Here is a 15,292-nt window from a genome sequence, read left to right as displayed (position 1 = left end):
TCTTGACTCAATCCGCCCGCATAAAACTGACAAGCACCAATCTTCCTAAACTTGATGGCGTTTGCACAGAGATTATGGGTATTGGAGAGAAAACAGGAGTCAAAGTCAAAGGTCCTACACCATTGCCAGTAAAGCGACTAAATGTGGTTACAAGAAAATCACCATGCGGCAACGGAACTGAAACCTATGAAAAATGGGAAATGAGAATGCACCGTAGAATAATTGATCTTAGCGCTGATGACAAAGCAATACGACAGTTAATGAGACTAAAAATTCCTGATGATGTTTATATCGAGTTGTCATTAAAGTAGGATTAGAAAAATGTCGGAAGAACCTAATACAATTGACGCACCAGTCGAAATGGCACCAGCAACTGAAAAGTTTGATGTTATTTACACATGCCTTCGTTGCGGAACAAACGTGACAAATACCGAACTCACAAGACTACCTGAAATAAAGTGTATTTGTGGTTTCAGAGTATTTACCAAAGCACGACCACCAATCGTCAAAACACTGCCAGCAGTCTAATCATTTCTATAACTGTGACGTTTCTGCAGGTGCGTTCGCATATCTTGCATATTTGTAAATGATTCATTACATGCTTTGCAGTCGTAAGGAAGCTCTTTACCGTGCACAATTTGCTTGTGTTGCATTAATTCTTCCTGTGAGGCAAATTTTTGGTCGCATTTGTCACAGAGATTTCTTTTTCTAAATATCATCTACGAGATTCCTTTTGCTCATCCCAACATTTTCGGCATAACTGTCCATCGAACTTCCATTCATTTTTTGGATTATATCTAAAGAAACTAAGTCGCGTACCGCAGGCTGAGCAAAATTCTTTTTTCTGATTAAAATCAATTTCTTTAGAGTCAAAGCACTTTTTACATAACAATCCTTCCATGTCCCACTGCCAACGCGGCTCCCACAAATCAGTTATTTTTTGAACAATTCCACAACTAGTGCATTTTTGCTTAATTGTGCCATTGTAGTACTGCTCCATTGTTTTCATATAGCAATCAGTGCAGAGAGGATTTTGCATGTTCCATTCCTTTTTTGCCTTGTGCTTATGCGTGGTCTGTTTGTTACATAGAGTGCATGTCACTGGCTTTTTATCAAAAATGCCCAATAGGTACCAATAAACGGTATCTTTTAAAAAATGTAATCATAAAAAGAATAGTAAAAACCTTAGATTTCTCTTAGGATCTTTTCCACTGCTTGTCCTGCATCCAGCATGCCATTAAGTTTTGCAATCTCTTCAAGTTTTTTGTATTGGTCTGCAGTTAAGCATACTGGCATAGTTCTTTTCGCCATAATCATTAGTGCCTTACTAATTTTATATCCTTTGCGCTCATAAAGATGATCGAAAACGATCTTAAACAATATTTGGCCGAAGTATTCTGATTCTATATTGGCAAAAAAACGACAAATTCTAGTCATAGGAAATGATGAAAGCGGTTCGACTCCTGAGATAGAAAAACTTGCATATGAGGTTGGATTTGAAGTAGCAAAATCTGACTCTGTTCTAATAACTGGTGGACTTGGAGGTGTGATGAAGGCAGCATCGCATGGCGCGCACGATGCTGGCGGGCTTACTGTTGGAATAATCCCACAGGACAATCCCTCATATGCAAACGAATACTGCGATATAGTCATTTCAAGTGGACTGGGTCTATCTAGGGATTTTCTTAACGCGTTATCGGCAGATGGCGTAATTATTGTGGGCGGTGGCTCTGGAACCTTGTCTGAAACTTGTGCTGCATACATGCACAAAAAACCAATCACAGCGTTAAGATCTTCTGGAGGAATCGCAACAAAATTTGCAGATCAATATTTAGATCATAGACAAAATGTCAAAATTGTTGGTGTAGAGACACCGCAAGAAGCTGTCGATTATATCCTAAGTCAAATTACTGCATAGTTATTAGCAGAGGATCTGGCTCGTAAAAAGTACCGTATCTTTGTGCCAATCCATTTAACTCGGATGTTATATTTTTGATGCCGAATTCTTTTGCAGTATCAAAAATCGGTTTTTTGAGGCCAAGACCAAGCTGAGCCGCCTTTTCAATTTCTGTAATGTCGCTTGCCTTGTTTGTGACAAGCCATGCAGCATTGTTCAGTATATTTGCGACAAGTGATATTGGGTTGCATTTTTTTGCTAATTCTTCATCAAGCTGGATTCGTTCATATTTCTCGTCGGAATATTTGTAAAATCCCTCGCCTGTTTTTTGACCTAGTTTCTTGTCATTGTAGAGCTTTTCAATAAGCGGATGTGGCAAGATAACTTTTTTGTCACGTATTTGTAATTCAATTGTTGCTTTGTGGATTACATCCATGCCAGTAAAGTCGGCAAGCTCAAAAATTCCCATTGGAAACCCCATGGCGAATTTCACTGCAGAGTCGATTTCTTCTAAGGTGTAGGTTTCTCTTTGTTTTAACCAGCACGCTTCATGAACCATGGGTATGAAAAGGCGATTCACTATGAATCCGGGAACATCTTTTTTACAAATAACGGGTTCCTTTTTTACTGATTTGACATAATCCACTGTAAGATTGACTATTTGAGGATCTGTTTTTTGTCCTGGAATTACTTCTACTAGTTTCATTAATTGTGGTGGATTGAAAAAGTGAATTCCAATAAATCTATCCGGCCTGCTTGTTGTATTTGCTATTTCAGTAATCGGCAGTGTGCTGGTGTTTGACGCAAAGATAATCCGTTTGTCTGCTACTTGCTCTAATTCGGAATATACTTTCTTTTTTAGTTCCATTATTTCTGGAACCGCCTCTATGACCATGTCTGCTGATTTTACTGCCTCTTTAAGATCAACCACGGTCTTGATTCTAGACAGAATTGAATCTGATTCTTGTTTTGAGATCTTTCCTTTACCTACTAGCTTTTCAAGGCTCCATCTGATTTTCTCCATTGCCTTGTCCAAAAATTGCTGCTCGATATCTCTCAGTACTACATTATAACCGGACATTGCACTGACTTGGGCAATACCGTGTCCCATGATGCCGGAACCAAGAACTGTGATATTTTTAACTGTCAATGTTTGTGCTGAATTCTTATCCATTATAATGTATTTCGAGTTTTATGTCGTACAAAATAATTGTAAAATATATCAATAATTGAGTATTTTGTATTTGTATGGATTGTATTTTTTGCAAAATTGCCAATGGTATAATTCCGGCAAGAATAGTATCCGAATCAAAAAAATCAATTGCTTTTTTGGATGCATTCCCACTGACCAAAGGACATACTCTAGTTATTCCAAAAAACCACTATTCAAAATTACAGGATATTACTTCTGAGGATAACGCTGATCTGTTTTCTCTAATGCATGCTCTAATTCCAAAAATTGATTCAATAAATGGCTCCTCTCTAATCTCAATCCATAACGGGAAAGATGCCGGCCAAGAAATTCCACACATCCACATACATTTGATTCCACGAAGTCAATCTGATGGTGCTGGTGCGGTACATTCAATGTTCAGGCATAGACCAAAACTATCAGATGCAGAATTTGATAAAATTTTATCCAAGCTAAAAACTAGCTAGTATGGGTATAGGCGTCTTCCAGCCTCTATATCTTCTACTTTGATTGCTTTTGTAGGACATGTTTGGGCGGCATCCATTATTTTTTCGACACTTGCACCTGTCTGATTTATTACATTTGATTTAGGATTCATCTTTGATAGTTTATCGATATGAAATACCTGCGGTGCTATAATTTCACAACTACAGCACCCAATGCACAGACTGTGCTCTACACTTGAAAACAAATTGGGTTTCTTTTCCTGTGTTACCTCAAAATCATATGGATTCTTGGCTTGTTTTGATTTTACAGATTCATAGTTTTTCCAAAATTCTGCGACGTATTCCTGCCAAAAATGTGGGTCTGCTTGTTCTGTTTGTTTTGTGTACTTACTCCAATCTTCTTCTGGTATTTTATCCGTATGACGTGACCCCCATCTGTATGTGGATTTTTCTTGTTCTGTTCTGGGATGTATGTTTCTTTTTTGATTTAGTTTTGAGGACTGGGCTCTATTGTTTTTTAGAGTATGGTATGCCTCCGTGATCATCTTGAATTTATTCCCTTCCTGTTCAGAATCGTTTCGATCTGGGTGTGATTCTAAAACGAGCTTTCTGTATGCCTGCTTGACTTCATTATGTGTTGCATTAGGCCTTAGATTCAATATTAGATATGCCTGTGATGAATCCAACAAATCTCATATTCGTTACTGTTTTAAAATTTTATTGATTGTGTTTTAATTTGTAGATTTTTGATACTACCCTATTTATCAATAGTACCATGTTTGATTACCTGGCTAGAACCCGGGATTCTTTTAGACTAAAATTGATTAATTATCATGTCTTTGTTTATGCTGATCTGAATCTTTTGAATCAGTGATTTGTATAGTATATCTCACTTACTCTCAAATGATTGTGCCGATGCGGTATAACAATAAATCATTCCTCAATAAACTGATTATTCAGTTGTTCTCGGAGAATCTTTCAGATGCGTCAACAAGCATCTTTAAATCTGATGTAGAGTGCGCATTGGAAAATGCTCCAAGTTTTCCAGGTAGGAAAAATATCCCATCCTTTACAATCATTTCAAAGTGAAATTTATGTAGCATTCTCATATCACATTTTGATGCGTCCTTTGCATTGTTTACTTCTGAAACTCCACTCTGTACAAAATGTACCATAAACAAAGAATCTTTTCCAGTCGTGATCACTTTGCCGTCAAACACACGTGCTATTTTTCTACGTGCTTCGTCTCCAAGTCTTTTGATTTTTGGATAGATTGATTTGTTATTCTTTAAAACATCTAATGTGGTGGCGCCTGCAGTCATTGTCATCGGATTTGCTGAAAAAGTTCCTCCGCCGATATATGCTCTATCCTTTCTTGAAAATGATTGAGTATCGGCATATTGCATGATCTCATTTTTCCCACAAATTACACCGATTGGAAATCCTCCCCCAACAATTTTTCCCAATGTGACAATGTCCGGATCCAAATTCATAGTACTATAGAGGCAGCCGTTTCTGAACCTGAATCCCGTCACAATTTCATCTAAAATGTATAGTGCGCTCTTCTTTTTTGCAAATTCTTGAATTCCTTTTAGATAATCTTTTGTTGCAGGAATGCAGCCTGCCCCACCTAGTATTGGCTCTATTAATATGCCTGCAAGATCATTTTTTGCAGATTGTAAAATGCTAATTGATTTCTCCAAATCATTATAGGGTAATGATATGATATTTTTTTCATCTGTTAGACCGCTACTCTCTGTTTGATTGAAAGGATAGTTCACCGTTTTTAAAAGGTCTGTTGTGTATCCATGCCACCCACCATCGATTTTAGCAATTATTTTTTTCTTGGTAATTGCACGAGCAAGTCTAACTGCATACATTGTGGCCTCTGTTCCTGTTGTAACGTAGCGAATTTTTTCTGCAACTGGAACTACTACAGCGATTCTTTCTGATAGTTCTATTGTGTTCTTGTTGACGGTTCCATACATCCAACCATGACGTAGTTGCTCACGAACACTAGCAAAGACCTGAGATGCTTTGTGGCCCAAAATGAGACTCCAATGCCCCATCCAAAAATCAACATATTTGTTGGAATCTACATCAATTAGGTATTTCCCAGATGCTGACTTTGTCACAAATGGGTATGGGGGAAAAAATCGAATATTATGGCTGACGCCGTTAACGTGACGTTTTTTTGATTCTGCAAATAGTTTGGCTGACTTTATTGTTTTTTTTCTGTAAATCCTTTCTATTTTATCCAACTCGCTTCTTGCCTTATATTGAGCAATATATTTTTGATCGAAAATTCCTAATTTTTTGCAAAAAATTCTGCATGGTTTATATGATATTCTCTTTGTTTCCACTTTGCATACGTAACGCTTTGGCGGCGCTTGTGATGAAGTGTGGCATTATGCCATTTTGTGATTTACGAGCCTCCAGTTACGCATACAAAATGAGGATTTGATCAAATGATCTAATCTGAGTATGTGAAGATTAGTGCATTCCGTCCAATTCCAAAATGTAATAATATTAAACCAAGAATCCCGTTGATCCTGCGGGACCTGACTGCTATCGGATTGGTACTAAGCCATGCGAGTCGTTGTAGCAATACAAGGCGAACTGCTCAGTAACACGTAGTTAACCTAACCTATGGATGGGGATAACCTCGGGAAACTGAGAATAATACCCAATAGACCACAGTGCCTGGAATGGCCTGTGGTTGAAATGATTTATCGCTGTAGGATGGGACTGCGGCCTATCAGCTTGTTGGTGAGGTAATGGCCCACCAAGGCTATAACAGGTACGGGCTCTGAGAGGAGGGGCCCGGAGATGGGTACTGAGACACGGACCCAGGCCCTATGGGGCGCAGCAGGCGAGAAACCTTTGCAATGTGCGAAAGCACGACAAGGTTAATCCGAGTGTCTCCTGCTAAAGGAGTCTTTTGTCAGTTGTAGAATCACTGGTGAATAAGGGGTGGGCAAGTTCTGGTGTCAGCCGCCGCGGTAAAACCAGCACCTCGAGTGGTCAGGAGGTTTATTGGGCCTAAAGCATCCGTAGCCGGTTGCATAAGTTTTCGGTTAAATCTATGCGCTCAACGTATAGGCCGCCGAAAATACTGTGCAGCTAGGGAGTGGGAGAGGTACACGGTACTCAGTAGGAAGGGGTAAAATCCTTTGATCTATTGATGACCACCTGTGGCGAAGGCGGTGTACCAGAACACGTTCGACGGTGAGGGATGAAAGCTGGGGGAGCAAACCGGATTAGATACCCGGGTAGTCCCAGCTGTAAACGATGCAGACTCGGTGATGCATTGGCTTGTGGCCAATGCAGTGCCGCAGGGAAGCCGTTAAGTCTGCCGCCTGGGAAGTACGTACGCAAGTATGAAACTTAAAGGAATTGGCGGGGGAGCACCACAAGGGGTGAAGCCTGCGGTTCAATTGGAGTCAACGCCAGAAATCTTACCTGGGGAGACAGCAGAATGAAGGTCAAGCTGAAGACTTTACCAGACACGCTGAGAGGTGGTGCATGGCCGTCGCCAGCTCGTGCCGTGAGATGTCCTGTTAAGTCAGGTAACGAGCGAGACCCCTGCGTCTAGTTGCTACCATTACTCTCTGGAGTAGTGGAGCGAATTAGACGGACCGCCACAGTTAATGTGGAGGAAGGAAGGGGCCACGGCAGGTCAGTATGCCCCGAAACCCTAGGGCTACACGCGGGCTGCAATGGTATTGACAATGTGTTCCGAATCCGAAAGGAGGAGGCAATCATTAAACAATATCTCAGTTATGACTGAGGGCTGTAACTCGCCCTCACGAATATGGAATCCCTAGTAACCGCGCGTCACTACCGCGCGGTGAATACGTCCCTGCTCCTTGCACACACCGCCCGTCGTTTCATCGAAATTGGCCTTTAGTGAGGTAGTGTCTACTTGGCATTATCGAGCTTGAGGTCAGTAACGAGGGAAAAGTCGTAACAAGGTGACCGTAGGGGAACCTGCGGTCGGATCACCTCCTTAGAAAAAATGTGATGGATGCACTAATCTTCACGTACAAACCATCGATGCAATGCATCACGAAAGTGGTGTATGAAGGATGTAGCGGGGTACCCCAGTACCACGCAATGATCATCGTGCATAGTCGTGTAATATTGTGGCTAATCATACCAGTGCATAGACGCCAGTAGGAGGATTGCTAGGCTTGAGAAGAGATGAAGGACGTGGCAAGCTGCGATAAGCCCGGGGTAGGCGCACGCGTCCTATGATCCCGGGATCTCCGAATAGGAATCCTGTATTTACATACACACCGTTCGCAAGAGCGGTGATCGAACCGTGGGAATTGAAGCATCTTAGTACCATGTGGAAGAGAAATCAATTGAGATCTCCCAAGTAGCGGCGAGCGAAACGGAGACAGCCCAAACTGAATCTGTTGTGGTAACATAACAGAGATGTGGTGTTCGGTTATGATATTACGATCCAAGAATGCAGCCGAAGTTTTTTGGAACATTACGGCATAGAGGGTGATACCCCCGTAGGCGAAACAGTATTGGATCTTATCATGACCAGAGTACTTGTCCTTGGCAGTGGGCAAGGAAATTAGGTGAAAGTAGCATCTAAGGCTAAACATTACTCAAGACCGATAGTGAACTAGTACCGTGAGGGAAAGCTGAAAAGTACCCCGGAAGGGGGGTGAAAAGTGCATGAAACCTACTGGTTACAGACGTGGGTGGCATGGAAGGTGATTTTTCCAGATTGGAGGTCCTAGCAATAGGGCTGAAGGTTTGGGTTTCTAGTCATCAGTGTCATCCGTTCCGTCTAGAAACACGGGCCAAGGAGCTTACCGTTATGGCGAGCCTAAACCTTAACAGGGTGGAGGCGAAGGGAAACCGAATTTCCGCAACATTGTGAGGGAAAGCGTGTGAAAGTGCGTAGAGTCATAGCGGCAAGGCTAGAAGCCGAGCGATCTATCCCTGAGCAAGCTGAAGGTGGGCGAAAGCCCGCTGGAGGGCTGAAGCAGTTCTAACGTGCAAATTGTTTGTCTGACTTGGGGATAGGGGTCAAAAACCAATCTAGCTCGGCGCTCGCTAGTTCCAACCGAAGCATCCCGTAGGGTGTCCTTTGTGGAGATAGCACTTCTTGTAGAGCACTGATAAGGTAGACCGGGGAAGAAATTCCTCACTACCTATTCAAACTCCGAATGGATGTGCGTCGTAGAAGCAGGGAGACGGGTTTGCGTGACGTAAGGTTCGCAACCGAGAGGGGTTTAACCCAGACCAAAGTTAAGGTCCCTAAATTTATGCTAAGTGTCAAGCTGAAGAGCGTCATTACGCCAAGACAGCAGGGAGGTAAGCTCAGAAGCAGCTATCCTTTAAAAAGTGTGTAACAACTTACCTGCCGAGCGTGATGGCCTCGAAAATGGACGGGGCTAAAGCATAGTACCGATACTTTGGATACTTGCCTTATGGCAAGTCATGGTAGGTTGGCGTAGTGATTGGGTCGAAGCAGGGTCGTGAGGTCCTGTGGACCGATTGCTATTGCAGATCTTGGTAGCAGTAACAGCATAGTAAGGTGAGAATCCTTACCTTCGCAAGTGCAAGGGTTTCCAGGCAATGCGTCATCAGCCTGGAGTTAGTCGGTCCTAAGAATAATCTCAACAGAATTATTCGAAAGGGGAACTGGTTAATATTCCAGTACCCGACAGTAGCGTTATCATCTATTTGATCGCTTTAAGATAGGGCAAGTACAACCGTCGTTGTATCTAACTTTTCTAGAATTGGGGAGTGTCGTAATGACGAGAACCAATTCGAGTTGGGAATGGCTTGGCGTTAGCTGAGTTTGTCCGAGTCTTGGGGACCGTGAAAAATCATGTAGAGAGCAATCTGTCGTGTCCGTACCGAGAACCGACACAGGTGCACTGGATGAGTAGTCCAAGAAGTATCGGGTATACCGTAGGCGAGGGAACTCGACAAATTAGTCCTGTACCTTCGGTATAAGGGATGCCTGCAATCCTAATGAGAAATTGGGATAGCAGGTTGCAATGACAAGGGGGTTCCGACTGTTTAATAAAAACACAGGTGACTGCTAGTCCGAAAGGATGTGTATAGTCACTGAATCCTGGCCGGTGCTGGTACCTAAAACTTGGGTTCAACCGAGCTAAGGGCCAGTTAACGCCGGGAGTAACTCTGACTCTCTTAAGGTAGCCAAATGCCTTGTCGGGTAAGTTCCGACGTGCATGAATGGAACAACGAGAGCCCCACTGTCCCCGCCTACAACCCGGTGAAGCTACATAAGGTGGACGAACAGTCCATCATCTTCCATCGGGGAGAGAAGACCCCGTGGAGTTTTACTGCAGCTTGTGCTTGCGGTATAGTTGACATTGCATAGTGTATCTGGTAGCCATGCTTAACGTCCTCCGGGATGTTAAGAAGCGTCGTTGTAACACCAGACCTTGTTTGCAGTATCGCTTATCAGGTGAAGACCTGAGACACGTGCAGGTGGGCAGTTCGGCTGGGGCGGCACCCCTTTGAAAAGATATCAAAGGGGCCCAAAGTTCAGCTCAAACGGGTCAGAAATCCGTTGAAGAGGGCAAAGCCAAAAGCTGGATTGACTGGATCTCCAAACGCACGGGATCCAGAGACGAAAGTCGGGCTTAGCGATCCTTCGTGTGCCCACTATTGGGGCCCGGAGGTGACAGAAAAATTACCCCAGGGATAACAGGCTCGTCGCGGGCGAGAGCTCCTATCGACCCCGCGGTTTGGTACCTCGATGTCGGCTTTTCCTATCCTGGTCCTGCAGCAGGGGCCAAGGGTGAGGCTGCTCGCCTATTAAAAGGGAACATGAGCTGGGTTTAGACCGTCGTGAGACAGGTCGGTCTCTGCCTGATGGAAGTGTGGTTATTTGAGGGGAAGTTGCTCCGAGTACGAGAGGAACAGAGCAGCGTGGCCACTGGTTTACCGGTTGTCTGACAAGGCAGGCCGGGCAGCTAAGCCATCTGGGCTAAGCGCTGAAAGCATCTAAGCGCGAAACCCTTCCTGAAACAAAATAACCTTTCTTACGATGGAGGTCGGTAGTAGAAGACTACTTTGATAGGATGGAGGTATAGATCACAAGCTTCGGCGAGTGGTGAGCCTGCCATTACTAATAGACCAACGCACTGGTTAGCCACATTACATAGAGACTATGCGCGATGATTTTTTCATTTAAAATCAAACCCTAGTGTAAACTAGGTTTTTGATTTTAAAATTACACGACTACAAATCTTTTATTATGGACGAAATGATGATTTTTCAATGAGTGATTCAGCACAAAATAAATTCTATGAATCAAAATGTGCTCAACTAATACAGGAAAAAGATATCCGCTTTGCTGGAATCATTGACGAGTCCGGCAAACTGGTGGCTGGCGGATTCAAAAATGGTATAACGCCACTTGAAAACAATGAGAATAAGCTTGACGACTTCATGGAATTTGCATCTAGGGTGTCACTACGAAAGGAGTTTGATAAAACTCTTGGTCCAATCAACTACCTTGCGGCAAGGCGAGACAGATTGGTTTTGATAAGTTTTCCATTTCCAGTTAGTCGAATTGTTTTGCTGATTTCTGCAGAACCAACTGTTGAGATTGAAAACCTAGCAAAAAGAGTCGTGACAATCTTCAGTGTTGTATCATAGGAACTGGAAAACCAATTTTACTTTTTAAATTAATGGTAATATATCAGCCGAATAATGAAGCATGTGTTCTGTGAATATTGTTTAAAAAATAAAAAGACATTTTGGAGAAAATCAAAAAAATCTCTGTGCAAAAATAGTAAAAAGGGCATATGATATTTGGGATATTTTGACTATTCTGGAATCAAATGACATGGAACAGATCAAAAAGCAATCGTGGCAAAACAAAAGCTTGCTGCCGAGAAAAGAGAAGCTGCATCACGGGACAATAAAATATCAATAAAACTTTCAAAGTGCGACCATCGGAAACCGATTCAAAATAGCCAGAAACTCTGAGAAGCGGGTAATATAGGAGATGCGTCAATCTAAGAAACCTGAGAAAACATACATCTGTGTTACAAAAATTTGGATTGAGCGCAGAAGAAAAACAAAAAGCTAGGGGTATCAAAAGAAACTCATATGAAAAGCCACAAACCACTGGAAGAACTCAAGGCAAAATCCCAAAAATAACCCATCGGGAAGCAGATTTTTATCCATAATCTGTTTCAACTTGGTATGGTTACAAGTTCAGAACCAAACGTTGTCGGCGTAAGTGTTCTAAAACAAAATGGCGTAGATATTGACGAGCTAATAAAACTTCTAATCTACAACGCGTCGGTGGAATTCACTGCATACTATTATTTCACGAATCTTAGAATGCACTGCACCGGAGTAGATGGTGAGGGAATAAAAGGCGTAATCGAAGATGCACGTCTTGAAGATCTTAGTCATTTCGAGTCCTGTCTGTCTAGGATCTATGAGCTTGGTGGAAGTCTACCAAATGATGCCACTGAGTTTATCAAAATGTCTGGCTGCGAGTTTCTGCAACTCCCACCGAACAAAACTGATCTTAGGGCAATAATGGAAAAATGCCTCAAGGCAGAACAAGGTGCAATTGTAAATTGGAACAAAATATGTCAGATGACACATGGAAAAGATCCGGCTACATATGATGTCGCTAAAGACATCTTACGTGAGGAAATAGAACACGAGGCGTGGTTCTTGGAACTCTTGTATGGCAGACCCTCTGCGCATATGAGAAGAAAATTTCCAGGCGAACGACCACACACTTACAAACATTCTAGGGCATTAGGCTGAACCTAGAATTTTTCTATTTTTTGTAAACTGTGAAATCTTTCACGATCATAATAAGGCCAAAATTTATCTAGACCAAAAAAACGATAATGTTGATCCAATGCAAGAAGCATTTGTAACTGTTGACGGCAATAGGATTCGATACCTAAAGGCAGGTTCTGAAAAGAAAAATCTATTACTCATTCATGGGCTTGGAGCATCCGCAGAAAGATGGGAATTTGTAATTCCGAGTTTTAGCAAACACTTTACAGTTTATGTTCCGGATCTGATCGGATTTGGACTCAGTGAAAAACCAAACGTGGATTATACTACAGAGTTTTTCTCTGATTTTATTTCCTCATTTCTGAGAGAAATTAATGTCAAAAAAGTCACGGTGGTTGGTTCTTCACTTGGTGGTCAAATAGCTATTGATTATGTAATACACAATCAACAAAATGTTGAAAAATTGATTCTAGTTTCACCTGCAGGTGCAATGAAGCAATCGACTCCTGCGTTGGATGCATACATAATGGCTGCTTTGTATCCTGATAATGATACCGCGAAAAATGCATTCTCCATGATGACTGGAAATAATAAAGAAGTTAACCAAACCACCGTGGATGGTTTCGTGCAAAGGATGCTGATGCCCAACGCAAAATATGCGTTCATGTCTACAATTCTTGGACTAAAAAATGCACCAGAAATATCTACAAAACTGGAGGTGCTAGAAATTCCCACACTAGTTATCTGGGGTGAACTGGATCCGGTAATACCGATAAAATATGCGGAATATTTTGTGCAGAAGATTCGTGATTGTAGGTTCTATCGAATGGAAAACTGCGGCCACACGCCTTATGTGGAGGATCCGAAAGAATTTGTCAAAATCGCACTCGGTTTTATTCACTGAACTATGGTATCTTTAAATAAGTAGTGCACCAAACAATGCCAATGATTGGTAACAATAACCAAGATTATCTATCTATGTTTCAAGAATGGGTGCAAAAAGGCGGACGTGCACAGGCAGAATTTATGAAAGCATTTTCAGCTTACATGGAGACTAATCAAAAATTTGATCCAGTAAATACTCTCAAAGAACTGACTACAAAATCTTCTGAGGCACAAGCCAATCTTATGGCATCTATGTCAAATGCTCAAAAAAACACCATGGAACAATTTTTCAATATGGGTAATCTTTTGCAAAACTTCATTGGGTATGGTGCTTTTAAGACAACAATTGGAAGTAATGGAAGAATCTCAATTCCAGAAGCAGAACGTGATGCACTGCGAATCAATGAAGGCGACCTAGTCCAAGTAGTTGTGATTCCTCTAGAAAAAAAGAAGCGCCAGTCCTAAGATCTTTCTTTAATCCACTGACAAAGCTCAGGCAAAATTTGCTTTTGTGAAAAAGAACTTGCAATCATTCCAACATGTCCTATTGGATACACACGCATCGTTTTATCCTCACTAGAAACGGCATAGTATATGGGCATGCTACATTCTGGTGAGACAAGATGATCCCCTACCGCAACCTGAACAAAAATTGGCATAGTGATATTTTTGAGATTAATTTGTTTTCCACCTACATACATCTTGTTTTGGATTAGTAGATTCTCCTGATAAATATCCCTCATCCATTGCCTGAATAACTCTCCCGGTATGGGTGGAGTATCACTAAGCCATTTTTCGATGCGCAGGAAATTATCCACAAATTCTTTATCGTGTATATTTTTGAAAAATTTGTAATATTTTTCTAATCCCTGCTCAAATGGTTTGAGGATTGAAAAGCAATAATACATGAATTCTGGAGGCATATTTCCGATTGTATCTACTAACATGTCAATTTTCATGTGTTTTGCCATGTTGCTTACTACGGTGGTATCCTTCCATCCATCAATCACTGGCGCGGTTACTACCAAATTACGCACCTTTTTTGGGTGTAGTGTCGAGTAAATTGTGGCTATTGTTCCACCAGTACAATATCCCTGCACCGATATGTTGTCGACTTGGGCTTCTTTTCTTACGAAATCTACGCAATTGTCCATGTACAAATTAACATAGTCATCAAAGTCGAGATATTTGTCAATGTTTGAAGGTGTACCCCAATCAATCATGTATACATCAATACCACTCTCGATCAACTTTCTTACCCAGCTTTTCTTTTGTTGAATGTCTAGAATGTGAAATCGATTGATGATTGCATAACTTATCAGAAAGGGAGTCTTGGTTTGCTTTTCAACGAGTGGCCTATAATGGAGTAGCCGCATTTTGTCTTGCTCATATACAACATCAAACGGAGTTGACTCTAATGTTATTTCATCTGGGACTGGAACTAGATTTGGTGCCTCTGTAACATTTTTTGTAAAACTGAGGAATTCCTCCATTAATTTTGGATCAATTATCTCATTTTCCATTTATCTTCTCATCGTTCTTTTCTAATTTTGTGATTCTTTTTCTTAGCTCGTGTAATTCTTTGTAGACTTCGTCAATCTCTTTTCGTGTTGGGAGTTTCATCGATTGTAAAATTACATTGGTAATGCTCTCCCAATGTCGACTTAATTCCAATTCCGCTGATACTAATTTTCCGTAGTTTTCGCCAAATTTCTCGGAATCAAAAAGTTGGGTAAAATCATTTTCAAAAATGTCAATCCAAACTCGCTTGTATGCTTCCAGACTTTCTACATCTTGTGGAATTGTGGTAATTTTTACATTAACTTTCTTCTGTGATTCTATCCATGTCTCAGAGAGCTGCTTGTAATATTCAATCAATCTCTGGTTGAAATCTATTAGATCATCATTTGCATCAATTAATTCTGTTATGACCTTTTTCGCATCATTTGCCCAATTTCTTGATGGTCCGACTGATGTTAGTGCAATGGGTTTACCTGACATGAGATGCAATAAGTCAGTCCAGAATAGGGATGTATGTTTGAAATAATCGAGCGGAAGCTTGACGTCCTGTGACATGTTGATTAAATACAAAAGCTC

The 15,292-nt window shown here is 41.4% G+C and carries 15 protein-coding genes and 2 rRNA genes; 10 read left to right on the top strand and 7 right to left on the bottom strand.

Features of this window, described 5'->3' with window-relative positions; genetic code table 11:
• The first annotated feature begins 2 nt into the window (after positions 1-2).
• On the top strand, positions 3-311 hold the full coding sequence (locus FJ354_00555; GenBank protein ID MBM3905162.1) for a 30S ribosomal protein S10: 309 nt from the start codon (positions 3-5) through the stop codon (positions 309-311).
• Positions 312-321: 10 nt separating this feature from the next.
• Positions 322-528 carry an RNA polymerase Rbp10 gene (locus FJ354_00550; GenBank protein ID MBM3905161.1) on the top strand — a complete coding sequence of 69 codons (207 nt, stop codon included), beginning with the start codon at positions 322-324 and terminating at the stop codon, positions 526-528.
• Here the strand turns inward: FJ354_00550 and FJ354_00545 are convergent.
• Entirely contained in the window at positions 525-719 is a 195-nt protein-coding gene (locus tag FJ354_00545) for a hypothetical protein (protein ID MBM3905160.1), read from the bottom strand. The two genes, FJ354_00550 and FJ354_00545, sit on opposite strands and share 4 nt — an antisense overlap.
• Entirely contained in the window at positions 716-1,126 is a 411-nt protein-coding gene (locus FJ354_00540) for a hypothetical protein (protein ID MBM3905159.1), read from the bottom strand. The genes FJ354_00545 and FJ354_00540 overlap by 4 nt, the downstream gene beginning before the upstream one ends.
• A gap of 282 nt (positions 1,127-1,408) precedes the next feature.
• Here FJ354_00540 and FJ354_00535 point away from each other — a divergent pair, with 282 nt between their 5' ends.
• Positions 1,409-1,918, top strand: coding sequence for a TIGR00725 family protein (locus FJ354_00535; protein MBM3905158.1), 510 nt, complete (start codon positions 1,409-1,411; stop codon positions 1,916-1,918).
• Here FJ354_00535 and FJ354_00530 read toward each other — a convergent pair.
• Entirely contained in the window at positions 1,908-3,047 is a 1,140-nt protein-coding gene (locus tag FJ354_00530) for a 3-hydroxyacyl-CoA dehydrogenase family protein (GenBank protein MBM3905157.1), read from the bottom strand. The two genes, FJ354_00535 and FJ354_00530, sit on opposite strands and share 11 nt — an antisense overlap.
• Positions 3,048-3,145: 98 nt before the next feature.
• On the opposite strand from FJ354_00530, the gene FJ354_00525 reads away from it, so the two are divergent.
• Positions 3,146-3,556: an HIT domain-containing protein gene (locus tag FJ354_00525; protein ID MBM3905156.1), complete on the top strand. Its 411-nt coding sequence runs from the start codon at positions 3,146-3,148 to the stop codon at positions 3,554-3,556.
• Here FJ354_00525 and FJ354_00520 read toward each other — a convergent pair.
• Together FJ354_00520 and FJ354_00515 are read right to left on the bottom strand one after the other, a co-directional pair.
• The gene (locus FJ354_00520; GenBank protein MBM3905155.1) at positions 3,553-4,221 is read right to left on the bottom strand and encodes a molecular chaperone DnaJ; all 669 of its coding nucleotides are present in this window, start codon (positions 4,219-4,221) and stop codon (positions 3,553-3,555) included. The genes FJ354_00525 and FJ354_00520 overlap by 4 nt on opposite strands.
• Before the next feature lie 270 nt (positions 4,222-4,491).
• Positions 4,492-5,796, bottom strand: coding sequence for an aminotransferase class III-fold pyridoxal phosphate-dependent enzyme (locus FJ354_00515; GenBank protein ID MBM3905154.1), 1,305 nt, complete (start codon positions 5,794-5,796; stop codon positions 4,492-4,494).
• Between the two features lie 276 nt (positions 5,797-6,072).
• Between FJ354_00515 and FJ354_00510 the strand changes: the two genes are divergently transcribed.
• From FJ354_00510 to FJ354_00485, 6 genes are all read left to right on the top strand, one after another.
• Positions 6,073-7,551 (top strand): 16S ribosomal RNA (locus FJ354_00510).
• A gap of 155 nt (positions 7,552-7,706) precedes the next feature.
• Positions 7,707-10,628 (top strand): 23S ribosomal RNA (locus FJ354_00505).
• The 16S and 23S rRNA genes sit together here, the layout of an rRNA operon.
• Before the next feature lie 188 nt (positions 10,629-10,816).
• On the top strand, positions 10,817-11,197 hold the full coding sequence (locus tag FJ354_00500; GenBank protein ID MBM3905153.1) for a hypothetical protein: 381 nt from the start codon (positions 10,817-10,819) through the stop codon (positions 11,195-11,197).
• A gap of 552 nt (positions 11,198-11,749) precedes the next feature.
• Entirely contained in the window at positions 11,750-12,331 is a 582-nt protein-coding gene (locus FJ354_00495; GenBank protein ID MBM3905152.1) for a DNA protection protein DPS, read from the top strand.
• A 97-nt stretch (positions 12,332-12,428) separates the two neighbouring features.
• A complete protein-coding gene (locus FJ354_00490) occupies positions 12,429-13,214 on the top strand; it encodes an alpha/beta hydrolase (GenBank protein ID MBM3905151.1) in 786 nt (261 codons plus the stop codon).
• Positions 13,215-13,255: 41 nt separating this feature from the next.
• On the top strand, positions 13,256-13,660 hold the full coding sequence (locus FJ354_00485) for an AbrB/MazE/SpoVT family DNA-binding domain-containing protein (protein MBM3905150.1): 405 nt from the start codon (positions 13,256-13,258) through the stop codon (positions 13,658-13,660).
• Here the strand turns inward: FJ354_00485 and phaC are convergent.
• Positions 13,657-14,718, bottom strand: a complete 1,062-nt coding sequence (gene phaC / locus FJ354_00480; GenBank protein MBM3905149.1) for a class III poly(R)-hydroxyalkanoic acid synthase subunit PhaC — start codon at positions 14,716-14,718, stop codon at positions 13,657-13,659. The two genes, FJ354_00485 and phaC, sit on opposite strands and share 4 nt — an antisense overlap.
• Positions 14,708-15,196 carry a hypothetical protein gene (locus FJ354_00475; GenBank protein MBM3905148.1) on the bottom strand — a complete coding sequence of 163 codons (489 nt, stop codon included), beginning with the start codon at positions 15,194-15,196 and terminating at the stop codon, positions 14,708-14,710. Before FJ354_00475 ends, phaC begins: the two co-directional genes overlap by 11 nt.
• Positions 15,197-15,292 lie beyond the last annotated feature (96 nt).

Source organism: Nitrososphaerota archaeon, from assembly GCA_016872055.1.
Lineage (GTDB): Archaea > Thermoproteota > Nitrososphaeria > Nitrososphaerales > Nitrosopumilaceae > Nitrosotenuis.
This window is presented reverse-complemented; position numbering and strand designations above follow the sequence as displayed.